This is a genomic window from Bradyrhizobium sp. 132 (assembly GCF_023074185.1).
In the GTDB taxonomy this organism is placed as follows: domain Bacteria; phylum Pseudomonadota; class Alphaproteobacteria; order Rhizobiales; family Xanthobacteraceae; genus Bradyrhizobium.
The window spans coordinates 91,808-116,499 of the sequence record NZ_JADPKY010000078.1 but is presented as its reverse complement, the minus strand read 5'-3'; the positions used below and the strand labels follow the sequence as shown (position 1 = coordinate 116,499).

At 64.0% G+C, this 24,692-nt stretch carries 20 protein-coding genes; 9 read left to right on the top strand and 11 right to left on the bottom strand.

Annotated elements, in window-relative coordinates:
* Positions 1–7 precede the first annotated feature (7 nt).
* Positions 8–1,048, bottom strand: a complete 1,041-nt coding sequence (locus tag IVA74_RS13130) for a branched-chain amino acid ABC transporter permease (RefSeq protein WP_247343946.1) — start codon at positions 1,046–1,048, stop codon at positions 8–10.
* A gap of 177 nt (positions 1,049–1,225) precedes the next feature.
* Between IVA74_RS13130 and IVA74_RS13125 the strand changes: the two genes are divergently transcribed.
* Positions 1,226–1,759, top strand: a complete 534-nt coding sequence (locus IVA74_RS13125) for a MarR family transcriptional regulator (RefSeq protein WP_247343942.1) — start codon at positions 1,226–1,228, stop codon at positions 1,757–1,759.
* Positions 1,760–1,899: 140 nt separating this feature from the next.
* Here the strand turns inward: IVA74_RS13125 and IVA74_RS13120 are convergent, their stop codons facing one another.
* The 9 genes from IVA74_RS13120 to IVA74_RS13080 all read right to left on the bottom strand — a co-directional run bounded on the left by IVA74_RS13120 (position 1,900) and on the right by IVA74_RS13080 (position 11,802).
* Positions 1,900–3,183: a glycerate kinase gene (locus tag IVA74_RS13120; RefSeq protein WP_247343940.1), complete on the bottom strand. Its 1,284-nt coding sequence runs from the start codon at positions 3,181–3,183 to the stop codon at positions 1,900–1,902.
* A gap of 185 nt (positions 3,184–3,368) precedes the next feature.
* Positions 3,369–4,598 carry an ABC transporter substrate-binding protein gene (locus IVA74_RS13115; RefSeq protein ID WP_247343937.1) on the bottom strand — a complete coding sequence of 410 codons (1,230 nt, stop codon included), beginning with the start codon at positions 4,596–4,598 and terminating at the stop codon, positions 3,369–3,371.
* Positions 4,599–4,837: 239 nt separating this feature from the next.
* Positions 4,838–6,064, bottom strand: coding sequence for an ABC transporter substrate-binding protein (locus IVA74_RS13110; RefSeq protein ID WP_247343934.1), 1,227 nt, complete (start codon positions 6,062–6,064; stop codon positions 4,838–4,840).
* A gap of 121 nt (positions 6,065–6,185) precedes the next feature.
* Positions 6,186–7,421, bottom strand: coding sequence for an ABC transporter substrate-binding protein (locus IVA74_RS13105; protein WP_247343932.1), 1,236 nt, complete (start codon positions 7,419–7,421; stop codon positions 6,186–6,188).
* A 31-nt stretch (positions 7,422–7,452) separates the two neighbouring features.
* On the bottom strand, positions 7,453–8,469 hold the full coding sequence (locus tag IVA74_RS13100; RefSeq protein ID WP_247343930.1) for a branched-chain amino acid ABC transporter permease: 1,017 nt from the start codon (positions 8,467–8,469) through the stop codon (positions 7,453–7,455).
* Between the two features lies 1 nt (position 8,470).
* A complete protein-coding gene (locus tag IVA74_RS13095) occupies positions 8,471–9,349 on the bottom strand; it encodes a branched-chain amino acid ABC transporter permease (RefSeq protein ID WP_247343927.1) in 879 nt (292 codons plus the stop codon).
* A gap of 12 nt (positions 9,350–9,361) precedes the next feature.
* Positions 9,362–10,075 (bottom strand): ABC transporter ATP-binding protein, encoded by a 714-nt coding sequence (locus IVA74_RS13090; protein WP_007599709.1) that lies wholly within the window; start codon positions 10,073–10,075, stop codon positions 9,362–9,364.
* Positions 10,072–10,869 (bottom strand): ABC transporter ATP-binding protein, encoded by a 798-nt coding sequence (locus IVA74_RS13085; RefSeq protein WP_247343923.1) that lies wholly within the window; start codon positions 10,867–10,869, stop codon positions 10,072–10,074. The genes IVA74_RS13090 and IVA74_RS13085 overlap by 4 nt, the downstream gene beginning before the upstream one ends.
* A 66-nt stretch (positions 10,870–10,935) precedes the next feature.
* Positions 10,936–11,802 (bottom strand): IclR family transcriptional regulator, encoded by an 867-nt coding sequence (locus IVA74_RS13080; RefSeq protein WP_247343920.1) that lies wholly within the window; start codon positions 11,800–11,802, stop codon positions 10,936–10,938.
* Positions 11,803–11,929: 127 nt separating this feature from the next.
* Between IVA74_RS13080 and IVA74_RS13075 the strand changes: the two genes are divergently transcribed.
* The 8 genes from IVA74_RS13075 (at position 11,930) to IVA74_RS13040 (ending at position 23,271) form a co-directional block, all read left to right on the top strand.
* On the top strand, positions 11,930–14,026 hold the full coding sequence (locus IVA74_RS13075) for a 3-hydroxyacyl-CoA dehydrogenase NAD-binding domain-containing protein (RefSeq protein WP_247343917.1): 2,097 nt from the start codon (positions 11,930–11,932) through the stop codon (positions 14,024–14,026).
* A 217-nt stretch (positions 14,027–14,243) separates the two neighbouring features.
* The gene (gene pimA / locus IVA74_RS13070) at positions 14,244–15,929 is read left to right on the top strand and encodes a dicarboxylate--CoA ligase PimA (protein WP_247343914.1); all 1,686 of its coding nucleotides are present in this window, start codon (positions 14,244–14,246) and stop codon (positions 15,927–15,929) included.
* Positions 15,926–17,113: an acetyl-CoA C-acyltransferase gene (locus IVA74_RS13065; RefSeq protein ID WP_247343911.1), complete on the top strand. Its 1,188-nt coding sequence runs from the start codon at positions 15,926–15,928 to the stop codon at positions 17,111–17,113. The genes pimA and IVA74_RS13065 overlap by 4 nt, the downstream gene beginning before the upstream one ends.
* 16 nt (positions 17,114–17,129) lie before the next feature.
* The gene (gene pimC / locus IVA74_RS13060; protein ID WP_247343909.1) at positions 17,130–18,320 is read left to right on the top strand and encodes a pimeloyl-CoA dehydrogenase large subunit; all 1,191 of its coding nucleotides are present in this window, start codon (positions 17,130–17,132) and stop codon (positions 18,318–18,320) included.
* 131 nt (positions 18,321–18,451) lie between these two features.
* Complete coding sequence (pimD, locus tag IVA74_RS13055) at positions 18,452–19,594, top strand: pimeloyl-CoA dehydrogenase small subunit (RefSeq protein WP_247343906.1); 1,143 nt, start codon at positions 18,452–18,454, stop codon at positions 19,592–19,594.
* A gap of 125 nt (positions 19,595–19,719) precedes the next feature.
* The gene (locus tag IVA74_RS13050) at positions 19,720–20,493 is read left to right on the top strand and encodes a glucose 1-dehydrogenase (RefSeq protein ID WP_247343903.1); all 774 of its coding nucleotides are present in this window, start codon (positions 19,720–19,722) and stop codon (positions 20,491–20,493) included.
* Between the two features lie 255 nt (positions 20,494–20,748).
* Entirely contained in the window at positions 20,749–22,251 is a 1,503-nt protein-coding gene (gene glpK, locus IVA74_RS13045; protein ID WP_247343901.1) for a glycerol kinase GlpK, read from the top strand.
* Between the two features lie 390 nt (positions 22,252–22,641).
* The gene (locus IVA74_RS13040) at positions 22,642–23,271 is read left to right on the top strand and encodes a glutathione S-transferase family protein (RefSeq protein ID WP_247344349.1); all 630 of its coding nucleotides are present in this window, start codon (positions 22,642–22,644) and stop codon (positions 23,269–23,271) included.
* Between the two features lie 354 nt (positions 23,272–23,625).
* Here the strand turns inward: IVA74_RS13040 and IVA74_RS13035 are convergent, their stop codons facing one another.
* Positions 23,626–24,633 carry a DUF3592 domain-containing protein gene (locus IVA74_RS13035; protein WP_247343898.1) on the bottom strand — a complete coding sequence of 336 codons (1,008 nt, stop codon included), beginning with the start codon at positions 24,631–24,633 and terminating at the stop codon, positions 23,626–23,628.
* Positions 24,634–24,692: the final 59 nt, after the last annotated feature.

Below are 24,692 nucleotides of genomic sequence, written 5' to 3'. Positions count from 1 at the left end.
CTTGGCGTCAGTCCTTCTCTTCCTCGACCGCGGGGGCAGCGAGCGAGCGCAGCAGCAGCACGGGGATCAAGAGCATGAAAACAATCACCTCCTTGTAGTTGGAGGCATAGAAGGACGAGAACGCCTCGACGATGCCGACGAACAGCGCTGCGACGGCGGTGAGGGGATAGCTGACGAGACCGCCGATGATCGCGGCGACAAAGCCCTTCAGGCCGATCAGGAAGCCCGAGTCGTAATAGAGCGTCGTGATCGGCACGATCATGATGCCCGACAATGCGCCGATGACGGACGCCAGCAGGAAGGCGATCTGCCCGGACAGCGTCGTGCGGATGCCGACGAGCCGGGCACCCAGCCGGTTCACGGCGGTCGCGCGCAGCGCTTTGCCGTAAAGTGTCAGCCCGAAGAACAGCCACAGCCCGACGATGAAGGCGATGGTGATGCCGTAGACCGTGATGCTCTGGCCGGTGAAGCGCAGCGCGCCGGCGGTGAAAGAGCCGGACAGTACGGCAGGTCCGCGCTGGCCCTCGGCGCCGAAGAACAAAAGGCCCAATCCCTGAAGCGCGAGGTGGACGCCCACCGAGGCGATCAGCAGCACCAGCACGGAGGTGTGCGCCAGCGGTTGGAATGCGATGCGGTAGAGAAACAGGCCGATCATCGCCACGATCACCAGCGACAGCGCGATGCAGACCGCAACCGGCGGCTTCTGAGCGGCGTAGTGGACCGTCAGCGCCAGCACGATGGCCGGCAGCACGACGTTGGTGAGGACGCTGCGCAGGACCAGGCGTCCGTGCAGCGCCTTGCGCGCGGCGAACAGGTCGAACGCGAAGGCGCCGATGCCCAGGGCGAGCGCGAGTTTCGCCGTACCCGGCATCTGGCCCGCAGCCAGCGAGGCATAGGTCAGCGCACCATAGGTGACGAATTCGCCTTGTGGGATGAGGATCACGCGGGTGACGGCGAACACCAGCACCAGCGCGAGGCCGAGCAGCGCGTAGATTGCGCCGTTGGTGATGCCGTCCTGCAGCAGGAACAGCATGATGGTGGTATTCAAGACCGGACGCTCCCCCTCAAAGATTAAGGACCGGTCCCCTGATAGTCGTGGACGGTCCGCTCACAGCCATTGAAAAAAGCTGACGATATTTGATATGGTCCATAACAATTATCAAATATAACTTCAAGGGTGGCGGGACGACCCTCCCGAACTTAGCGGGATTACGAGCATGAGGCGATGACCGTTTCGAAAACCTCCGAAAAGTCCTCTGAAAAGCCCGCCGATCCGGCCAAGGTCCGCAAAGACGCGGCCGAGGTGCAAGGTCAGGGGCCCGGCGAAGCCCTCCAGCTCGGCGAGCTCTCGGAGCAGCTCGGCTATGTGCTGAAGCGGGCGCAGCTTAAGGTGTTCGAGAACTTCCTGCGCTGCATGGCCTCGCTTCAGCTCACGCCCGCGCAGTTCTCCGTTCTGCTGCTGGTCGAGAAAAATCCGGGCCGTAACCAGACCGAGATCGCCTCCACCCTCGGCATCCTGCGCCCGAATTTCGTCGCCATGCTCGACAATCTCGAGAGCCGCGACCTTTGCGCGCGGATCCGCTCCACCAACGACCGCCGCTCGCACATCCTGGTGCTGACCGACAAGGGCAAGGCGGTGCTGGCCCGCGCCAAGAAGCTCGTCGCCACCAAGCACGAGGCCCGGCTGAACGAGCTGCTCGGCCCCTCCAACCGCGAAGCGCTGCTCGGGATGCTCTCGAAGATCGCCAACGAGTTTTGAGGGGGCGGTCGGCTCAGCTGTCATCGCCCGCGAAGGCGGGCGATCCAGTATTCCAGAGGCAGTAGTGGGTGATGGAGAAGTCGCGGCGTACTGGATTTCCTGCCTTCGCGGGGAATGACGCCGTGATTGGGGCAGGCGCCTCAGTCGACCAGAATCACCCTTATGTCGTTCACATTGGTCAGCGTCGGCCCCGGCAGCAGCAGGTCGCCCGTCGCCTCGAAGAACGTCGTCGCGTCGTTGCTGGCGAGATACGCCTGCGGCTGCAGCCCCTGCGCCTTCATCTTCGCGAACGTCGCCGCGTCGATCAGCGCGCCGGCGGGATCGGTGGAATTGCCGGCACCGCCATCGGCGCCGTCGGTGTCGCCGGCGAGCGCGGAGATGTTTGGCGTGTCCTTCAACAGGTCGGCGAGCGCCAGCGCGTATTCCTGGTTCGGGCCGCCGCGCCCTTGGCCGCGCACGGTGACCGTGAGCTCGCCGCCGGAGAGGATCGCGACGCGCTTGCCTTGCGCGCGGGCCTGAAGCGCCAGCCTGGCGTGATCGGCGGCAACCTCGCGGGCCTCGCCTTCCAGATCGGCGCCGAGATCGATGGTCTCGTAACCGGCCTCGTGCGCGAGTTTCACCGCGGCATCGAGCGATTGCTTCGGACGTGCGATCAATTCGAAATGCGCGCGTGCGAAGGCGGCGTCACCCGGTTTGCAGCTCTCGTTGGCGGGGGCGTCCAGCGCGCGGCGGACGGCATCGTCGATGTCGAGCTTGTACCTGGTCACGATCGCGCGCGCATCAGCGAGCGTGGTCGGATCGGGCACGGTGGGGCCGGAGGCGATCGCGGAGGGCTCGTCATGCGGCACGTCGGAGATCGCGAGCGTGACGATCTCGGAGGCATCTTTGCCGGCGCGCGCCAGCCGCCCGCCCTTGATCCGCGACAGATGCTTGCGCACGATATTCATCTCGCCGATCGGTGCGCCCGAGCGGAGCAGCGCCTTGTTGACCGCCTGCTTCTGCGCGAAGCTGATGCCGTCGACAGGCGCGATCCAGTTCGCCGAGCCGCCGCCGGTGAGCAGCACCAGGAGAAGGTCATCGGGTCCGGCCTCGCCTGCGAGCGCGAGGGTATCGGCCGCGCCCTTCAGGCCGGCCTCGTCAGGCACGGGATGGCCGGCCTCGACCACGCGGATGCGGCGGGTCGGCACGTCGTAGCCGTGGCGCGTGGTGGCGATGCCGACGAGGCGCTCCGGTGCGAGCCCGAGCGTGTCGAGATAATGCCGCTCTGCCGCCGCGGCCATCGCGGCCGCGCCTTTGCCGGCGGCGAGGCAGATCACGCGTCCCCTCGGTGCGGGCCGCAAGTGAGGCGCCAGCACCGTGTTGGGATGGGCGGCGGCAACGGCGGCGTCGTAGAGCGCGCGGAGCAGGGGGCGTCGGTCGGTCATGACGAAAGGCCTTGAGCGGACAGGAAAGACTGGCGGCAAACGCGCCGTTCACCTGCCTACCGCATCAGGCGCGAAAGCGTAAGCGGGCTTTGTCGTCATTCGATTGTGCAATCGCGTGATCATAATCGGCGCGCAAGCAAAAACCCCCTGCGAGAGTTCGCAGGAGGCTTGTTGTCGTGTCGGGGCTAGCCGCCGACGTCGGCGCTGATCACGTCGCCGAACAGCTCCCACTTGTCGCCCTTGAACTTCTCGAGCCGGAGCTGGCTGATCGGCGCAAAGTCGGTCGGGGACGTGTTGATCTGGATTCCCGGCAGCAGCGCCTCCGTGCGGAAGTTCTTCATGCCAGCGGCCTGCTTCATGATGTTCTCGCGCGTGAGATTATCACCGCACTGCTTCAAGACGTGGACCAGCGTCTGTGCCACGGCATAGCCGACGATGGTGCCCTTATCGAGCTTGTCGCCGTCGGGGAAGTATTTGGTCATGAACGCAAGAAAGTCCTTCATGCCGGGATCGTTGGCCCATTCGGGATCCGACACGTCCTTCAGATAATCGGCCGAGATAATATCCTGGCCGTTCTCGAAGCCGGCAGGCTTCATCACGCTGCCGACGGAGGCAGAGACGTTGTTGAGGAAGTGCAGCGGCTTCCAGCCGATCTCGGCGTTCTTCTTGATCGCCTGGGCTGCGAATTTCGGCGTCGTGATGTTCATGAAGACGTCGGCGCCGGTCGATTTCAGCTTGACGATGTGGTTGTCGATGCTCGGCTCCGAAGTCTCATAGCTTTCTTCGATGACGATCATCGAGGCGGCCTTGGCGCCGAGGCCGTCCTTCAGGCCCTTGAGATAGTCCTTGCCGTAATCGTCGTTCTGGAACAGCACGGCGATCTTGGCGTCGGGCTTGTTCTTGAGCAGCCACTTCGCGTAGATCTGCGTCTCGCTCTGGTAGTTGGGCTGCCAGCCCATCGTCCACGGGAAGTTCTGCGGATCGTTCCACTTGGTGGCGCCGGTCGCGACGAAGAGCTGCGGCACCTTCTTCGAGTTCATGTATTTGTGGATCGCCGAGTTCGGCGGTGTGCCGAGCGAGTTGAAGATGAGCAGCACCTCGTCGCTCTCGACCAGCTTGCGCGCCTGCTCCACCGTCTTCGGCGGCGAATAGGCGTCGTCGTAAGAGATGAAGTTGATCTTGCGGCCGTTGATGCCGCCTTCGTCGTTGATCTTCTTGAAATAGGCGGCTTCGGTCCGCCCGATGATGCCGTAGGCGGAGGCCGGTCCGCTGTAGGGCATGATGTTGCCGACCTTGATCTCGGTATCGGTCGCGCCGGTATCGTATTTCTTCTGGGCCGATGCAGTGGAGGCCGAGGCCGCAATGAGCGCAAGCGCCAGTGACGCGGCCGCAAGTTTGCCGGTGACAGCGGGCATTCCTATCTCCCTATTTTCTTGGTGTGTGTGCGTTCCTTTTCTTGCGTTGCTTGTTTTTGGTGACGCGGCCGCAATTCAATACGATTTACCTGATGCCTTCAACAGAAAGCCCCTGCGACGGCGTCGCAGGGGCTGCTTCTTTAGTAGTCAGAGGCGGCCGCGGGATCGTGTGCGCTGCGAAAAATTGCGACCGCCGCTGATTGATTAATTTGAATAGCGCGATTTTGAGTTGATCGGCCTCAATGGCCAGGATCGCTCGAGATGATGTCGCCGAACAGCTCCCATTTCTTGCCCTTGAATCGCATCATCTGGAGCTGCTCGATCGGGGCGAAATTGTCCGGCGCGGTGTTGATCTTGATGCCGGGCAAGAGCGTATCGGGCTCGAAATCCTTCAGGCTGGCGGCCTGCTTCATGACGTTTTCGCGGGTAAGGTCATCGCCGCACATCTGCAGCACCTTCACCATGGTCTGCGCGGCGGCATAGCCGAACACCACGCCGGCATCGAGCTTGTTGGCCGTGGGAGCATATTGCGCGAGGAAGTTATAGAACTTCTTCATGCCGTCATCGGCGTTCCATTGCGGGTCGGAGCCGTCCTTGGTGTAGCTCGCCGACAGGATGCCTTGCGAGATCTCGAGCCCCGCCAGCTCGAGCACGCCGCCGACCGAGGCCGAGACGTTGGAGATGATGTGGACCGGGTGCCAGTTGATCTCGGCCGCTTTCTTGATCGCCTGGGCGGCAAATTTCGGCGTGGTGATGCTGATGAGGATGTCGGCGCCGGCGGCCTTCAACTTCACGACGTGCTCGTCGATGGCCGGTTCGGACGTGTCGTAGCCTTCCTCCAGCACGATCATCGAGGCCTTGGGCCCAAGGCCGTCCTTCAGCCCCTTCAGATAGTCCTTGCCGAAATCGTCGTTCTGGTAGAGCACGCCGATCCTGCCGTCCGGCTTCTCCTTCATGATGTACTTGGCGTAGATGTGCGCCTCGCTCGCATAGCTCGGCTGCCAACCCATGGTCCAGGGATACTGCCTGGGATCGTTCCACTTCGAAGCGCCGCTCGCCACGAACAATTGCGGCACCTTCTTCTCGTTCATGTATTTGCGGATGGCGCCGTTGGTGGAGGTGCCGAGCGAGCCGAAGATCAGCAGCACCCCGTCGCTCTCGACCAGCTTGCGCGCCTGCTCCACCGTCTTCGGCGGCGAATAACCGTCGTCATAGGAGATGAACTTGATCTTGCGGCCGTGGATGCCGCCCTCGGCATTGATCTTGTTGAAATAGGCTTCCTCGGCCTTGCCGATCGCCGCGTAGGCGGAGGCCGGGCCGCTATAGGGCATGATGTTGCCGATCTTGATCTCGGTATCGGAAGCGCCGCTGTCGTATTTTTTCTGCGCCAGTGCAGGGCCGCTCATCGCAGTGCACAATATGAATGCGGCCAACAGGGCCGCAACCTGAAATCGAACAGCAGTCATTTCTCTCCCACCCCGGCTGGATCGGCGCCGCATTGAACAAGATTGACGCTCGACGTCAACAAAAAGCCCCCGCGATTGCTCGCGGGGGCTTCTCGAGGCGTTGGATTATTGCGTCAGACTATCACTCCGTGGCGACGTCGCCGCTGATGATCTCGCCGAAGAGTTCCCACTTCTCGCCTTTGAAGCGCTGCATCTGGAGCTGCGCGATCGGGGCGAAGTCGGTGGCGCTGGTGTTGATCTTGACGCCGGGCAGCAGCGTGTCCGGAGCAAAATCCTTCAATGAGGCCGCCTGCTTCATGATGTTGGCCCGGGTCAAATCGTCGCCGCACATTTCTAGGACCTTGGCCAGCGTCGACGCCGCGCCGTAGCCATAGACCATGCTGGTGTCGGATTTGTCGGCACCCGGCATGTACTTGTCGACGAACTCGTTCCACTTCTTCATGCCGGGGTCGTTGGCCCACTGCGGGTCCGTCGAGTCCTTGGCGTAGGCGGCCGAGAGCACGTTCTGCGCAGCCTCGAAGCCGGCCGGCTTCATCACGCTGCCGACCGAGATCGACACGTTGGTGAGGATCTGGAGCGGCTTCCAGCTTAGCTCGGCTGTCTTCTTGATGGTTTGGGCAGCGAATTTCGGCGTCGTGTAGATCAACAGCACGTCGGGATTGGCAGCCTTGATCTTGACGATGTGGCCGTCGATCGACGGCTCGGAGACCTCGTAGCTCTCTTCCATGATGATCATGGACGCGCCCTTGGCGCCCAGGCCGTCCTTGGTGCCCTTGAGGTAGTCTTTGCCGAAATCGTCATTCTGGTAGAGGATCGCGATCTTGGCGTCCGGCTTTTCCTTCAACAGCCATTTCGCGTAGATCTGCGCTTCGCTCTGGTAGGAGGGTTGCCAGCCCATGGTCCAGGGGAAGTTTTTCGCGTCGTTCCACTTGGTGGCGCCGGTGGCGACGAACAGCTGCGGGATCTTCTTGGCGTTGAGGTACTTCTGGATCGCGCTGTTCGAGGGCGTGCCGAGCGGGTTGAACACGGCCAGCACCTCGTCGCTCTCGACCAGCTTGCGGACCTGCTCGACGGCCTTGGGCGGCGAATAGCCGTCGTCATAGGTGACGAAGGTGATCTTGCGGCCGTTGATGCCGCCCTTGTCGTTGATCATCTTGAAATAGGCTTCTTCGGTCTTGCCGATGATGCCATAGGCCGACGCCGGGCCGCTGTACGGCATGATGTTGCCGATCTTGATCTCGGTATCGGACGCGCCGGTGTCGTATTTCTTCTGCGCGAGTGCTGCGCCGGAGGTGAGAGTGATGACCGCCGTTGCCGTGACCAGCGCAGCGGTTCGCAGTGTTCTTTCAAAAAGCAATTCGGGTCTCCTTGGCTAAATCAACGGGTTTTCAGTTCTTTCTGAGCCGGCCGACGAGTTGCTGGCCCAGGATCGCGATCTGCCTTGCGCCGTGCGGCACCAGGTAGATGACGAGGAACAACAGTACGCCGAATACCGCGCCGGACAGGCCTTTGGAGATGCCCTCCGCCATGTTCGGCACGAAGATGATGAAGGCTGCGCCGACGAACGAGCCGGGCAGCCAGCCGACGCCGCCGACGACCATGCCGAGGAACAGCGAGATCGCCAGCGTGATGGTGTAGCTGTCGGGCGCGACGAACTGCACGGCGATGGCGCCAAGCGAGCCGGCAACGCCGGTGATGCCGGCGGACACGCCGAAGGCCAGCGTCTTATAGAGCGCGACGTTGACGCCCATCGAGGAGGCCGCGATCTCGTTGTCGCGGATCGCCATGAAGGCGCGGCCCGAGCGGGAGCGCAGCAGGTTCACCGAGAAGATGTAGATCGCGAGCACGACGGCGAGTGAGAAGTAGTATAGCCACATGTCCTGCGACATCGGCAGCCCGAACGGCGCGTCCGGCTTGGTGACGACGAGGCCCTGCACGCCGCCGGTCCAGTGCTCGAGGAAGTTCAGCTTCAGCAGCTGCGGCATCGCGGTGGCAAGCGCAAAGGTCGCGAGCGCGAGATAGACGCCCGACAGCCGCAGCGCCGGCTTGCCGAACAGGTAGCCGAATCCGAAGCAGACTGCGGCGGAAATCGGAATTGTCAGCGCATAGTTGACGTTGAAGTACTCCATCAGCACCGCCGACGTATAAGCGCCCACGGCGTAGAAGGCGCTCTGGCCGAGCGAGAACTGGCCGGAGCCGCCCGTCAGGATGTTCAAGGCCAGCACCGCCAGCCCGTAGATCAGGAGCATCGTCATCTGGAAGATGATGAAGTTCTTGACGAACACCGGCACGATCAACAGCACCGCCAGCACCAACAGGGAGGTGCCCGTGCCCAGCGTCATCGCCCGCTTCGGAACCGCATCGATCGCCGGGGCTTCCGTTACGACATCTTCTGCAGCGCTCATATCAAACTCGCTTGACGATGTGCCGGCCGAACAGGCCAGCGGGTTTGACGACCAGGACGGAGATGATCAGCGCGAGCGCGATCGGGAGCTTCAGCTCGTTGCCGACGCCGGGAATGTAGGTGCCGGCGAGGTTTTCGAAGACACCGACCAGGAAGCCGCCGACCACGGCGCCGAACGGGCTGGTCAGTCCGCCGAGCACCGCCGCGGCGAAGCCGTAGATCAGCACGCCGCCCATCATGTTGGGCTCGAGGAACACGACCGGTGCGATCAGCATGCCGGCGATTGCACCGATCGCGGAGGCCATGCCCCAGCCCAACGCGATCATCCAACTCGTGTTGATGCCGACCAGCCGGGCCGATTCAGGCACGGAGGCGGCGGCGCGCATGGCGAGGCCGATCTTGGTATACTGGAAGAAGAAGTAGAGGCCGAGCAGCAGCAGCACGGTAACGCCGATCATGCCGGCCTGGTGGGTCGAGATCAGCTGGCTGCCGAGGAACGGCGAGGAACCGAACGGGGTCGGATACTGCTTGATGGTGAAGTCCCAGATCAGGCCAGCCGAGGAGTTGATGATCGCGAACAGCGCGATGAAGCCGGCGACGTTGGTCAGCACCGGCGCCTTGGCGAGCGGCTTGAAAAGAATGCGCTCGATCGCGATGCCGCCGACGAAGGATAATGCCAGCGTGATCACGAAGGCGGCCCAATAGGGGATGCCCCATTGCATCAGCTGCCAGGAGATGAAGGTCGAGAACATCGCCATCTCGCCCTGCGCGAAGTTGAGATGGTCGATCGCCTGGTAGATCATGACCACGGCGAGCGCCATGCAGGCGTAGATCGCGCCTGTGGCGATGCCGGCCAGCACTTGGTTGGTGAACAGCTCCATCGTGCCGGTTCCTCAGTAGCCCAGATAGGATTTGCGGATTTCTTCGTTGTTCGCGATGTCCTTGGCATTGCCCGACATCACGATGCGTCCGGTCTCGATCACATAGGCTTGGTCGGCGAGCTCGAGCGCGAGCTGGGCGTTCTGCTCCACCACCAGGATCGACACCTTGTCCTCGCGGTTGATCTTGCCGAGGATGCCGAACAGGTCGCGCACGACGAGCGGCGCCAGGCCGAATGACGGCTCGTCCAGCAGCATCAGCCGCGGCCGCAGCATCAGGGCGCGGGCGACCGCGAGCATCTGTTGCTCGCCGCCCGAAAGCGTGCCGGCCTGCTGGGTGTGCCGCTGCTTCAGCACCGGGAAATGCGCATACATCCGCTCGATGTCGGAGACGATGCCGGCGCTGTCCTTGCGGGTGATGGCTCCGAGCTGGAGGTTCTCCTCCACCGTCATGGTGGTGAAGGTGCCGCGGCCCTGCGGCACATGCGCGATACCGAACCGCACGATGCTCTCGGTGGAGCGGTTGTTCAGCGGCTTGCCGTCGAACTCGATGCCGCCGGTGGAGCGCACCATGTTGCAGATCGCGCGCAGCGTCGTGGTCTTGCCGGCGCCGTTCGCCCCTAACAGCGTCGTCAGCGATCCCTCGCTGAGCGAGAAGGACAGGCCGTGAAGCGCCTGGACCTGGCCGTAATAGGCGCGCAGGTCCTTGACGTTGAGCAGCGTCGTCATTGGTCCTTGCTCCCGAGATAGGCCTTGATGACGTCGGGATCCGCCTGCACCTGGGCCGGCGTGCCTTCCGCGAGCTTCTTGCCGAAATTCAGCGCGACGACGTGGTCGGCGATCGACATCACGAGGCCCATGTGGTGCTCCACCAGCAGCACGGTCATGTGGCGCTCGTCGCGGATGCGGCGAATGAGGTCGCCGAGAACGTGGACTTCCTCGTGGTTGAGGCCGCCGGCGGGCTCGTCGAGCAGCAGGATCTTCGGATCGGCAGCAAGCGCGCGCGCCAGCTCGACGCGTTTTTGCGTGCCGAAGGGCAGGCCGGACACGACGGTGTGGGCGACATCCTCGAGGTTCAGATAGGCGAGGATCTCGTGCACCTTCTTGTTGACGTCGGCTTCGCTGCGGCGAATCCAGGCGAGACGGAGCGAGTCACTGATGATGTCGCTGGAGGTGCGGGCATGGGTGCCGACGCGGACATTGTCCATCACCGAGAGGTTCGGAAACAGCGCCACGTTCTGGAAGGTGCGGCCGATGCCGATCTCCGCGATCCGGTGCGGCGGCCGCTTCAGGATGCTCGCGCCCTCCATCAGGATGTCGCCGGACGACGGCTGATAGAGCCGGGAGAGGCAGTTGAAGAGCGTGGTCTTGCCGGCGCCGTTGGGGCCGATCAAGCCGAGTATCTGGCCCTTGTGCATGTCGAAGGACACGCCGTTGAGCGCGACAATGCCGCCGAACACGACGCTGACGTCGCGAACCGCGAGCAGGGGCGATGTCCCCTGCGCGAGCTGTGCCTGCGTCATCTCGTCTCGCCCACGCTGTTGAGTGGACGAAGGGGCGATACGAACCGCTCCTGATGATCACAAAGGTTATCTGATCCCCTCGACCACACGCGCAACTTTTCCTCCTGATTTCAGCTTTTTGCTGACGTCTTTTTTGGAATGCGGCATCAGACCCCCGAGCGCCGCTTCGATGTTCCTTACCATCGCAAGCAGACGCGGTCCAATGTCGTTGATCAAACGCTCTTCCGTGAAGCGGAATGCGGGCGCGCCGCAATTGAATGCGTAGGGACCGGTTCCGTCATTGAGCTTGAGCGCGACGCCGGCGGCGCCGATGTCGTCATGCCAGTCGCCGACCGAAGTCGCAAAACCGTGCTTTGCGATTGTTTCGCCGGAACGTTCCAGTCCGTCGCGCATCTTGGGCCAGCGGCTGCCGTAATGCTCGCGCAGATCGCGCAACAATTCGGCACGCTCGTCGTCGTTCAGCGCCCAGAAATAGGCGCGGCCCATCGCGGTGGTTGCAATCGGCACGCGGGAGCCGACGTCAAGTTGAACGCCGACCGTCTCGCTGCCGCGGCTCTGCCCGAAATAGATCATGCTTTGGCGGTCGCGGCCACCGATCGCGACGGCTCCCCCGGTCGCGCGCATCATTTCCTCGCGGAACGGTTCGGACAAATGCCGAACGCCGAGATTGGATAGCGCCGCGTAGCCGAGCGCCATCGCAGCCGGCGCAAGCTGATACTTCTCGAAGCGGGGAACCGGCGTCAGATAACCGAGCTTCGTCAACGTATAGGTCAGCCGCGAAACGGTCGGTTTGGGCAGGTTGGTGCGGGCCGCGATTTCCTGATTGCCAAGAAGTCCGTCGCTGGGCTGGAATGCGCGCAATACGTCTAGTCCGCGGGAAAGCGCGACGACGAAATTCCGATCGGTCGCGGTCTTCTTTCCTGTACGCTTCATCCCTGATCTGCTTCTTGCGCGGAGTCGTTGACAAGCCACGTGCTTCAAAATAACCCTGCCGTCAAGATGCGGAATTAAATTCCGCGATGCGAAATCAAACAAAGTTACCCCAGCAAGGAGGGACACCGTGAGCGAAGTGGTCAAGCTTGAGCGTCATGACGAAGTCGGGATCGTCACGGTCGACAGCCCTCCGGTCAATGCGCTGAGTGCCGCGGTTCGCGGCGGTATTTTGGAGTGCATCAAGGCCGCGATCGCCGATCCCGCGATCAAGGGCATCGTGCTGACCTGCGCCGGCCGCACCTTCATTGCCGGCGCCGACATCACCGAATTCGGCAAGCCGCCGAAGCCGCCCGCCCTCAACGACGTGCTTTCCGAGATCGAGAACTCGCCGAAGCCGGTCGTTGCCGCGATCCACGGCACCGCACTCGGCGGCGGCCTCGAGGTCGCGCTCGCCTGTCATTTTCGCGTCGCCGTGAAAGAAGCCAAGCTCGGCCTGCCCGAGGTGAAGCTCGGCCTGCTGCCGGGCGCAGGCGGCACCCAGCGCCTGCCGCGCGCGGTCGGACCGGAGCTTGCGGTCAAGATGATCGTCGGCGGTGATCCGATCGGTGCGGCGGAAGCGCTGAAAAACGGCCTGATCGAAGAGATCGTCGAGGGCCCGGCTGCCGGAGGCGAAGCCTTCGTGCGAAAGCTGCTGGCCGAAAAGCGCCCGCTGCGCCGCCTGCGTGACGACGATTCCAAGATCGCTGCGGCCAAGGCCGATCGCTCGATCTTCACCAATGCGGTCGCCGCCATGACCAAGAAGTCGCGCGGCCTGGAAGCGCCGTTCGCGGCGGCCGACGCCGTCGGCTACGCCATTGACCTACCGTTCGACGAAGGTCTGAAGAAGGAGCGAGAGGGCTTCCTGAAGCTCGTCGCCAGCGATCAGTCCAAGGCGCAGCGCTATGCCTTCTTCGCCGAGCGCGAGGCCAGCAAGATCGCGGGCGTGCCTGAAGGCACCAAGTCGCGGCCCGTGAACCGCGTCGCCATCCTCGGCGCGGGCACCATGGGCGGTGGCATCGCGATGTCGTTTGCCAATGCCGGCGTGCCCGTCACCCTGATCGAGACCGGCGAAGAGCAGCTCAAGCGCGGCCTTGGCATCATGCAGAAGAACTGGGAAGCGACCGCGGCGCGCGGCGGCATCCCGGCGGATGCGCCCGCCAAGCGCATGGCGCTGATCAACGGCGTCGTCGGCATCGAGAACGTCGGCGACGCCGACCTGGTCATCGAAGCCGTGTTCGAGACCATGGCGGTGAAGAAGGAAGTGTTCGGCAAGCTCGACCAATACGTCAAGCCGGGTGCCGTGCTCGCCTCCAATACCTCCTACCTGAACATCGACGAGATCGCGCAGTCGACCAAGCGTCCGCAGGACGTGCTCGGCATGCACTTCTTCTCGCCCGCCAACGTCATGAAACTGTGCGAGATCGTGCGCGCCGACAAGACCGCGCCGGACGCCCTTGTGACGGCTGTCTCGATCGCGCGCAAAATTGCGAAAGTGCCGGCCGTGGTCGGCGTCTGCGACGGCTTTGTCGGCAACCGCATGCTCGCCCAGCGCGGCAAGCAGTCGGAGAAGCTGTTGTTCGAAGGTGCCTTGCCGCAGCAGGTCGACGCCGTGGTGACGAAGTTCGGCATGCCGATGGGCCCGTTCGCGATGGGCGACCTCGCCGGCCTCGATATCGGCTGGCGCTCGCGCAAGGACCGCGGCATCAAGTCCGAGATCGCGGACGCGCTCTGCGAAGCCGGTCGCTTCGGCCAGAAGACCGGCAAGGGCTATTACAAGTACGAAGCCGGCTCTCGCTCGGCGCTGCCCGATCCCGAAGTTGAGAAGCTGATCGACGAGACGTTGGTCCGTTTGGGCCGCAAGAAGCGAATCGTTAGCGACGACGAGATCCTCGAGCGCATGATGTACCCGATGATCAACGAGGGCGCGAAGATCCTGGAAGAAGGCATTGCCGCGCGTCCCTCCGATATCGACGTGGTCTGGCTCTACGGCTATGGCTGGCCGATCTACCGCGGTGGTCCGATGTTCTGGGCCGACACCGTCGGCCTCAAGCACATCGCCGATCGTCTCTCCTTCTATGCCAGGGAGACCAACGACCCCAGCCTCGAGCCCGCGCCGCTGCTGAAGAAGCTCGCGGCCGAAGGCAAGACCTTCGCCTCGCTGGCGGCGGCGTCGAAAGCGGCTTGATCGGATTGGCCGTGGCCGCGATGATTTGCTCCGGGCGACGCCCTCTCCGTTCCCTCGCCCCTTGCGGGGGACAGTCAGGCAGGGAGCCCCGGGCGAGGTCAATGTGCGTGGCTACCCCGCTCCCCAACCCTTCCCCGCAACGGGGAAGGGAGCCCGTTCCATCCGTGCCCGCCTTACGTGGAACCGCTGCTCAGGCAGTGCAAAGTAACGAAGTGAAATGACCCATCCCGGCGAACAGTTTTATCCCGAAGGCGTGCGTTGGGACGACACCATCGTCCAGGGCTCGCTGCCTGACCTGCTGGCAAAAGCCGCCGCCGAGTATGGCCCGCGCACCGCGCTGGAATTCCGGGAGCGTCCGATCAGTTACACCGAACTCGCTGGAATGGCCGAGCTTGCCGCCGCGGCGTTCCTGCGCGCCGGATGCGGCAAGAACACCTCCATCGCGCTGTTCCTCGGCAACTCGCCCGATCACCCCGTCAATTTCTTCGGCGCGCTGAAAGCCGGCGCGCGCGTTGCGCATCTCTCCCCGCTCGACGGCGAGATTGCGCTGACTCACAAGGTTTCCGATTCCGGCTCGCGCCTGCTCGTCACGTCCAACCTCGCGGCGCTGCTGCCCACCGCGCTGAAGTTCCTGGAGAAGGGGTTGATCGATCGCCTGGTCGTCTGCGAGGACGACAATTGGGGCAAGGTCGGCACGCCGCAGGCCGCGATCCCCGTTGATCCCCGCATCGTCACCTTCAAGACCTTCGTCGAGGGCGCGACCGCGCCGGCGCAGTGGCCGTCCGTGACGGCCGACGACGTCGCGCTGCTGCAATATACCGGTGGCACCACCGGCTTGCCCAAGGGCGCGATGCTCACCCATGGCAATCTGACTTCCGCGGTGTCGATCTACGACGTCTGGGGCAAGCGGTCGCGCGCGACGCGCGGCGATGCCATCGAGCGCGTGATCTGCGTGCTGCCGCTGTTCCACATCTACGCGCTCACCGTCGTGCTGTTATCCTCGCTCAGCCGCGGCAATCTGATCTCGCTGCATCAGCGTTTTGACGTCCAAGCAGTAATGCGCGACATCGAAATCAAGCGCGCGACCTATTTCCCGGGCGTGCCGACGATGTGGATCGCGATCGCAGCCCTTCCCGATCTCGACAAGCGAGATTTTTCCTCGCTGGCGACGATCGGCTCCGGGGGCGCGCCGCTTCCGGTGGAGATCGCAAATTTCTTCGAGCGCAAGGTCGGCAAGAAGCTTCGCAGCGGCTGGGGCATGACCGAGACCTGCTCGCCCGGCACCGGCCATCCGCCCACAGGTCCCGACAAGCCCGGCTCGATCGGCCTGATGCTGCCCGGCATCGAGCTCGACGTCGTCTCGCTCGACAATTCCACGAACGTGCTGCCGCCGGGCGAAGTCGGCGAGATCCGCATCAGGGGCCCGAACGTCACCCAGGGCTACTGGAACAAGCCGAAGGAATCCGCGGAGTCCTTTGCCGACGGCCGCTTTCTCATCGGCTATGTCGACACGGACGGCTATTTCTTCCTGGTCGACCGCAAGAAGGACATGATCATCTCCGGCGGCTTCAACGTCTATCCGCAGATGATCGAGCAGGCGATCTACACCATTGCCGGCGTGCACGAGGTGATCGTGCTCGGCATTCCCGACCAGTACCGCGGCGAGGCCGCAAAGGCCTTCATCAAGCTGAAGCCGGACGCAAAGCCGTTCTCGCTCGACGATCTGCGCGCGCAGCTCACCGGCAAGCTCGGCAAGCACGAATTGCCGGCCGAGGTCGAATTCGTCGACGATCTGCCGCGCACGCCGGTCGGAAAGCTGTCGCGCCACGAGTTGCGTCAGCAGCAGAAACCATCACAATCCGCCCAACTTGCCACCCAATCTGTATCAGGAGGTCGCTCTTGACCGACGCCGTCATCGTTTCCACCGCCCGCACCCCGATCGGCAAGGCCTATCGCGGCGCGCTCAACGCGACCGAGGGTGCGACCCTGCTCGGCCATGCCATTGGCGAAGCCGTCGCGCGCGCCAAGATCGACCCGAAGGAGCTCGAGGACGTCGTGATGGGAGTGGCGCTGCAGCAGGGAACGACCGGAGGCAATATCGCGCGCAAGGCGCTGCTCCGCGCCGGTTTGCCCGTCACCGTTGGCGGCACCACCATCGACCGGCAATGCGCCTCGGGCCTCCAGGCGATCGCGCTCGCCGCGCGCTCGGTGATTTTTGACGGCGTCGAGATCGCGGTCGGCGGCGGCGGCGAGTCCATCTCGCTGGTGCAGAACGACAAGATGAACAGCTTCCACGCCCAGGACCCGGCGCTGCTCGAGATCAAGGGCGAGGTCTACATGCCGATGATCGACACGGCCGAAATCGTCGCCAAGCGCTACGGCATCTCGCGCGAGAAGCAGGACGAATATTCACTGGAAAGCCAGCGCCGCACTGCGGCCGCGCAACAGGGCGGTAAGTTCAAGGACGAACTCGCGCCGATCACCACCAAAATGGCCGTGACCGACAAGGCGACCGGCGCAGTCTCGTTCAAGGACGTGACGCTGTCGCAAGACGAGGGTCCGCGGCCCGAGACCACCGCCGAAGGCCTCGCCGGCCTCAAGGCCGTGCGCGGTGAAGGTTTTTCGGTCACGGCCGGCAATGCCAGCCAGCTCTCGGACGGCGCCAGCGCCTCCGTCATCATGAGCGACAAGGAAGCGTCGAAGCGCGGCCTCAAGCCGCTCGGCATCTTCCGCGGCTTCGTCTCCGCCGGCTGCGAGCCGGACGAAATGGGCATCGGCCCGGTGTACGCGGTGCCGCGGCTGCTCAAGCGTCACGGCCTCACGGTCGACGACATCGGCCTGTGGGAGCTCAACGAAGCGTTCGCGGTGCAGGTGCTGTATTGCCGCGACAAGCTCGGCATCGACCCTGACAAGATCAACGTCGACGGCGGCGCGATCGCGGTCGGCCACCCCTACGGCATGTCGGGCGCGCGCCTCACCGGCCACGCCCTGATCGAAGGCCGCCGCCGCAAGGCGAAGTACGCGGTCGTCACCATGTGCGTTGGCGGCGGCATGGGCGCAGCGGGCTTGTTTGAGATTTTGCAGTAATTCACAGGAGGATCCGATGGATCTCGCATTCACGAAAGAAGAGCAGGCGTTTCGCGAGGAAGTGCGGGAGTTCTTCCGCGGTAACGTGCCGCCGGATACCCGGCGCAAGCTGGTCGAGGGCCGCCATCTCTCGAAGGACGAGATGGTGACGTGGTGGCGCATCCTCAACAAGAAGGGCTGGGGCACCAGCCACTGGCCCAAGCAATATGGTGGTACCGGCTGGACCTCCGTGCAGCACTACATCTTCAACGAGGAGCTGCAGTCCTATCCGGCGCCGCAGCCGCTCGCCTTCGGCGTCAGCATGGTCGGCCCTGTGATCTACACCTTCGGCAACGAAGAGCAGAAGAAGCAGTATTTGCCGCGCATTGCCAATGTCGACGACTGGTGGTGCCAGGGTTTTTCGGAGCCCGGTTCTGGATCTGACCTCGCTTCGCTGAAGACAAAAGCCGAGCGCAAAGGCGACAAGTGGATCATCAACGGCCAGAAAACCTGGACCACGCTCGCCCAGCACGCCGACATGATCTTCTGCCTCTGCCGCACCGACGCGACCGCGAAGAAGCAGATGGGCATCTCCTTCATCGTCTTCGACATGAAGTCGAAGGGCGTCACCGTGCGTCCGATCCAGACCATCGACGGCGGCGTCGAGGTCAACGAAGTGTTCTTCGACGACGTCGAGGTTCCCTACGAGAACCTGATCGGCGAGGAGAACAAGGGGTGGGACTACGCAAAATTCCTGCTCGGCAATGAGCGCACCGGCATCGCGCGGGTCGGCGTCTCCAAGGAGCGGCTGCGCCGCATCCGCGACTTGGCCTCCAAGGTCGAATCCGGCGGCAAGCCGATCATCCAGGACGCGGCCTTCCGTGAGAAGCTCGCGGCCTGTGAGATCGAGCTCAAGGCGCTCGAGCTCACGCAGTTGCGCGTCGTCGCCGACGAAGGCAAGCACGGCAAGGGCAAGCCCAATCCGGCGTCCTCGGTCCTGAAGATCAAGGGCTCCGAGATCCAGCAGACCACCACCGAGCTGCTGATGGAAGTGATCGGCCCGTTCGCCGCGCCCTACGACGTGCACGGCGACGACGGCTCGAACGAAGCCATGGATTGGACCGCCCAGATCGCGCCGAGCTATTTCAACAACCGCAAGGTCTCGATCTACGGCGGCTCCAACGAGATCCAGCGCAACATCATCGCCAAGGCGGTGCTGGGGCTTTGATCGTACACTATTAACACGCACTCACCGTCATGGCCGGGCTTGACCCGGCCATCCACGCCTAGCGGCCGAAAGAACGTGGATGCCCGGCACAAGGCCGGCATGACGAAATCGATACCGGGAGAGCAAAGAACATGGATTTTGATCTGAACGAGGAGCAACGGCTTCTCAAGGAAAGCATCGACGGCCTCTTGACCGATTCCTACGATTTCGAGAGCCGCAAGAAGTACATGAAGGAGAAGGGCGGCTGGAGCAAAGCCGTCTGGGGCAAGCTCGCGGAGCAGGGCCTGCTCGGTCTGCCTTTCGGGGAGGCCGATGGCGGCTTCGGCGGCGGCGGCGTCGAGACCATGATCGTGATGGAAGCGCTCGGCAAGGCATTGGTGCTCGAGCCTTATCTCGCAACCGTCGTGATCGGCGGCGGCTTCCTGCGCCATGCCGGCTCCGATGCGCAGAAGGCTGCGCATGTGCCCGGCATCGTCGACGGCAGCGAGACGCTGGCGTTTGCCCAGCTCGAGAAGAATTCGCGCTACGATCTCTTCGACGTCTCCACGACGGCGAAGAAGAAGGGCGACGGTTGGGTCATCGACGGCGAAAAATTCGTCGTGCTCAACGGCGAGAACGCAGATACCCTCATCGTGACCGCGCGCACCAAGGGCGAGCGCCGCGACAAGAGCGGCATCGGCGTGTTCCTGGTCCCGGCGAGCGCCAAGGGCGTGACCAAGAAGTCGTACCCGACCCAGGACGGCATGCACGCCGCCGACATCACCTTCACCGGTGTCGAGGTCGGGGCTGATGCGGCGCTTGGCAATCCCGACGATTCGCTCGCGCTGATCGAGCGTGTCGTGGACGAAGCCCGCGTCGCGCTCTGCGCCGAGGCGGTCGGCCTGATGGACGAGTCGCTGAAGACCACGGTCGAGTACATCAAGACGCGCAAGCAATTCGGCGTCGCGATCGGCTCGTTCCAGTCGCTCCAGCACCGCGCCTCCGACATGTTCGTCGCCGCCGAGCAGGCAAGATCGATGTCGATGTTCGCGACCATGGCGGCCGATTTCGAGGACGCCAAGGAACGCTCCAACGCCATCGCCGCCGCCAAGGTGCAGATCGGCAAGTCGCTGAAGTACGTCGGGCAGCAGGCGATCCAGCTCCACGGCGGCATCGGCATGACCATGGAAGCGAAGATCGGTCATTACTTCAAGCGCCTGACAATGATCGAGAACTCGTTCGGCGACACCGACTACCACCAGCGCCGCGTCGCGGATGGTGGCGGGTTGATCTAAGCGCCACGCCGTCATTGCGAGGAGCTCTTGCGACGAAGCAATCCAGGCTTTCTCCGTGGAAAGATTCCGGATTGCTTCGCTGCGCTCGCAATGACGAAGCAAACGGAATCAACGGAGCAGCGACAATGAAAAACACCCCGTTCGATCTCACCGGCAAGGTCGCCGTGGTCACCGGCTCCAGCCGCGGCATCGGTCGCTCCTCCGCCGAGCTGCTCGCAAAGCTCGGCGCAAAAGTCGTGGTCTCCTCGCGCAAGGCCGACGCCTGCAAGGAGGTCGCCGACGGCATCAATGCGGCCGGCGGCGATGCAACCGTCATCCCCTGCAACATCGCGCGCAAGCAAGAGGTCGAGGCGCTGATCGCGGGCGCCACGAAACATTACGGCAAGATCGACATCCTCGTCTGCAACGCCGCGGTGAATCCGTATTACGGCCCGCTGCTCGACATCACCGACGAGGCCTTCGACAAGATCATGGGCTCGAACGTCAAGAGCAACATCTGGCTCTCCGCGCTGGCGATCCCGCAAATGGCCGAGCGTGGAGGCGGCTCCGTCGTCATCGTCTCCTCGATCGGCGGCTTGCGCGGCTCGACCGTGATCGGTGCCTACGGCATCTCCAAGGCCGCCGACTTCGCGCTGTGTCGTTCGCTCGCCGGCGAATGGGGTCCGAAAGGCGTCCGCGTCAACTGCATCGCGCCCGGCCTGGTCAAGACCGACTTCGCCCGCGCGCTGTGGGAAGACGAAGCGAATCTAAAACGCCGCACCGCCACCACCCCGCTTCGCCGCATCGGCGAACCCGACGAAATCGCGGGCGCAGTCGCCTACCTCGCCTCGGATGCGTCGAGCTTCATGACCGGCCAGACCATTGTCATCGACGGCGGCGTGACGACGGCGGCGGTGTAAAGCGGTCTGCTCCCTCGCCCCGCTCTTGCGGGGAGAGCGTCGGGGTGAGCGGCTGTCTCCAGGAATACGGCTGGCGATGAGTTCGGGCCCCCACGCCCGGAATTCAAGCTGCGCTTGAATTCCGACCTCTCCCCGCAAGCTGACCGCAAGCTGGGCGAGGTGAAGACGATTCCGGCAGCCTTGACCTTCCCGTCCTAATCCGCTCCCTTTGGCGCGACATATGACCCGTCACCGGGAAACACCAAGGTAGCTCCCATGTCTTTCGTCCTCGCCATCGACCAGGGCACCACCTCCTCGCGTGCGATCGTCTTTCGCGGCGACATCTCGATCGCCGCCCGTGCACAGCAGGAGTTTCCGCAGCATTTTCCGGCCTCGGGCTGGGTCGAGCACGAGCCGGAAGACATCTGGACCTCGACCGTGACGGTCTGCCGCGATGCGATCGCGCAGGCCGGCATCACCGCAAAAGACATCGCCGCGATCGGCATCACCAACCAGCGCGAGACCACCGTGGTGTGGGACCGCGCCACCGGCCAGGCCGTGCATCGTGCCATCGTCTGGCAGGACCGGCGCACCGCGGACATCTGCGCCAAGCTGAAATCAGACGGCCGCGAGCCTGTAATCTCGCAGAAGACCGGCCTCATTATCGATCCCTATTTCTCCGGCACCAAGGTCGCCTGGATTCTCGACCACGTCCCCGGCGCACGGGCGCGCGCCGCGCGCGGCGAATTGATGTTCGGCACCGTGGACTGCTACCTGCTCTGGCGCCTCACCGGCGGCAAGGTGCACGCCACCGACGCTACCAACGCCTCGCGTACGCTGCTGTTCAACATCCACACCGGCCAGTGGGACGACGAGCTGCTGGAGATCATCGGCGTGCCGCGCTCGATGCTGCCCGAGGTGAAAGATTCCTCCGCCCGCTTCGGCGAGACCGTGCCCGATCTGTTCGGCGGCGCTATCGCGATCTCAGGCATCGCCGGCGACCAGCAGGCCGCGACCATCGGCCAGGCCTGCTTCCGACCGGGCATGATGAAGTCCACTTACGGCACTGGCTGCTTCGCCCTGCTCAACACCGGCACCACGCCGGTGGCCTCGAAGAACAAGCTGCTCACCACCATCGCCTATCAGCTCGGCGGCAAACGCACCTACGCGCTCGAAGGCTCGATCTTCGTCGCGGGCTCGGCGGTGCAGTGGCTGCGTGATGGCCTCGGCATCATCAAGCACGCCGCCGAGACCGGACCTCTTGCCGATCAGTCGGACTCAATGCAGAGCGTCTATCTCGTGCCGGCCTTCGTCGGCATGGGCGCGCCCTATTGGAATCCGCGCGTGCGCGGCGCGCTGTTCGGCCTCACCCGCAACACCGGCCCGGCCGAGCTCGCCCACGCCGCGCTGGAAAGCGTCTGCTACCAGACTTTTGACCTTTGGGCCGCGATGCGCGCCGACTGGCCGAGCTCGGAAACGGCAAGCGTCGTGCTCCGCGTCGACGGCGGCATGACCGCGTCGGACTGGACCATGCAGCGCCTCGCCGACCTGCTCGACGCACCGGTCGACCGACCCGTGATCCAGGAGACCACGGCGCTCGGCGCCGCCTATCTCGCCGGCCTCCAGGCCGGCGTCTATCCCGAGCCGACCAAATTCGCCGACAACTGGCGGCTGGAGCATCGCTTCAAGCCGAACATGAGCCAGGCGACAAGGGAGCGCAAGCTCGCGGGTTGGGCGCGCGCGGTGAAGGGCGTGCTGGCGAGCGACGAGGGGGACTGAGTGATCCTCCCCGACGGCTATTCCGATGTGCCCAACGGGAAGACGGCTGCCGTTCGTCACCCATCTGGAGATGACCGCGCCGGCGCGGGAGGACGCACTGACCGTTATCGGTGAAAAATTGGCAGGCGATGTTTTTCGACGGGGTCGAGAACCCGATCGGGCGGTCCTGCGCGTGAGCAGTGGTGGCGGCGAGCACGGAGACTCCAAGGACTAACATCGCAAATCGCGTCATCATGCATGCACCTGCGCCCAGCTCTGTCATGCCCGGACTTGATCCCGGCATCCATCGCTTCCTAATCTGGGGAAAGATGGATTGCGGGGCCTTCGCCGCGTCGAAGGGGCTTCGGCCTCCCAGGCGGGTCAAGCCCGGCAATGACGAAAGGTCCCGCCATGTTCCTGATCGGCCAATACGACTCCCCCTTCGTCCGCCGCGTCGCGATTGCGCTCCGGCTTTACGGGCTCGCCTTCGAGCACAAGCCGTGGTCGACCTTCGGCGATGCCGACAAGATCGCGCCGTATAATCCGCTGCGCCGCGTGCCGACGCTGGTGCTCGACGACGGCGAGGTGCTGATCGAGAGCACGATCATTCTCGATTATCTCGACGAGCTGGTGGGACTCGAGAAAGCGATGCTGCCGCGGGATGGCGCTGATCGGCGCAAGCACCTGCGCATCTGCGCGCTCGCCTCCGGCCTGGGCGACAAGGCGGTCAGCCTGCTCTATGAGCGCGTACTACGGAAGGAGCAGCTCACGCTGTGGGTCGAGCGCTGCCAGGCGCAGATCGCGGACGTGCTCGGCGTGCTGGAGGCCGAACGCGCCAAGGTGACCACGCCGAACTGGCTGGGTGATCGCATCGGTCATGCCGACGTTGCGGTGGCCTGCGTCGTCCGCTTCACCCGCGAGGCGCACCCGCAGCTGTTCGACGTCGCGCGCTATCCGGCGCTGTCGGCGCATGCCGACGCTTGCGAGGCGCTGGCGCCGTTCCGGGAGATCGTGCAGCCGCTGGCGCCGCCGAAGGGGTGAGCCTTTTTCAATCTCTCTCCGCGGGCGGCAGGGCAATTGCATTTGGCGTGCATGATGCGGCAGCATCAGCAGCGGGCTCCCTCTCCCGCTTGCGGGCAGGGCAAGTGCATATGAAGAAGCATATGCCTGGAAGCTCGACTGCGGCCATCCTTCGAGACGCCCGCCTGCGGCGGGCCCTCAGGATGAGGGATGAGTATGCGGCAACATTTCAACGCAGAGGGATGCAGCTGAGCCTCATCCTGAGGAGGCCGCGAAGCGGTCGTCTCGAAGGACGAGGCGCTCGCTCAGGCGCCGCTGAGACGTCATGTGCGATTGCCCCGCCGCTAGCGGGACGAGGCGAAGGGAGAGGCGCCGCTACGCAAATCCAATTTTGATCAGGATTGTCAGGAAAAGGCCTCCGACGAGCGCGCAGACGGCGGCACCGATCAGCGACCCCAGCGCACCTTCCCGGCTTGCGGGCTCGAGCACGGCTTGTCCCGGCTGGTCCGGATCGTAATAGACCTTCACACTCTGCCCGGGACGATATTTCGCCGCGGCCTCTGCGGCGACCTCGCGCAGCCCGGAGATCATGGTGCCGTTCCAATCGACTTCGGTGCCGATGAAGTCGCGCTTGCCGACCCTGTAGGCGTAGCGCAGGTCGACCTGATAGCGGTGTACAAGCTTTGAAGTCGTCGGTCTGTTGTCGTGGTCGGTCTTCTCCTCGATGATTTCCTCGATCACGTCGCAGCGCGTGACCCTGCCCGACGCGGTCGGCCAGCGCAGGCTGGCGCTCGCCAGCCGGCGCGTCCTGACATACTCGGCGACGCAGAACACGCCGCCCACGAGCACGATGATCGGCAGCGCGAACGCGAACAGCGGAACGCCATTGTCGGCGTAGAGCACGTGGCCTGCGAACGAATGCGCGGTCAGGGTGGCGGCGATGACGCCGAACACCATCGTGAACGCCACCAGTGCCGCGACGTTCTGCGCGGCAGCAGGCTCCAGCAGCGCCTCGGTCGGCTGCTTCGGATCGACATGGACGTCGACATGGGCGCCGACCGGATAGCGTCCGGTCAGTTTTGCGGCCAGGACCCTCGTCGTGATGGCGGGGCCGCCGACAAAGATCTTGTCGCTTTCCAGCTCCTGGCCGCCGGCCTGATAGCGATAGCGGATGATGGGCTTGGCGTCGTTCCGATCGTCCGAGGCGTGCGCCGCCGGCTGGTCGACCCGGGAGACCGTGATGATGCCCTCAACCCTGTCCCAGCTCCGCGCGGCCTGCATCCGGCCCCGCATGCGGACCAGATTGAACAGCGTCAATCCAAACAGCAGCACTGCGATGCCGGCGGCAATCTGCGTCCACATCAATTGTTGGGCGTTCAGCATCCGATTCCCCTGCTCTTCGGCGGCGACCGCCATTGGTCGCAGCGAGCGCGCGTTGCGTT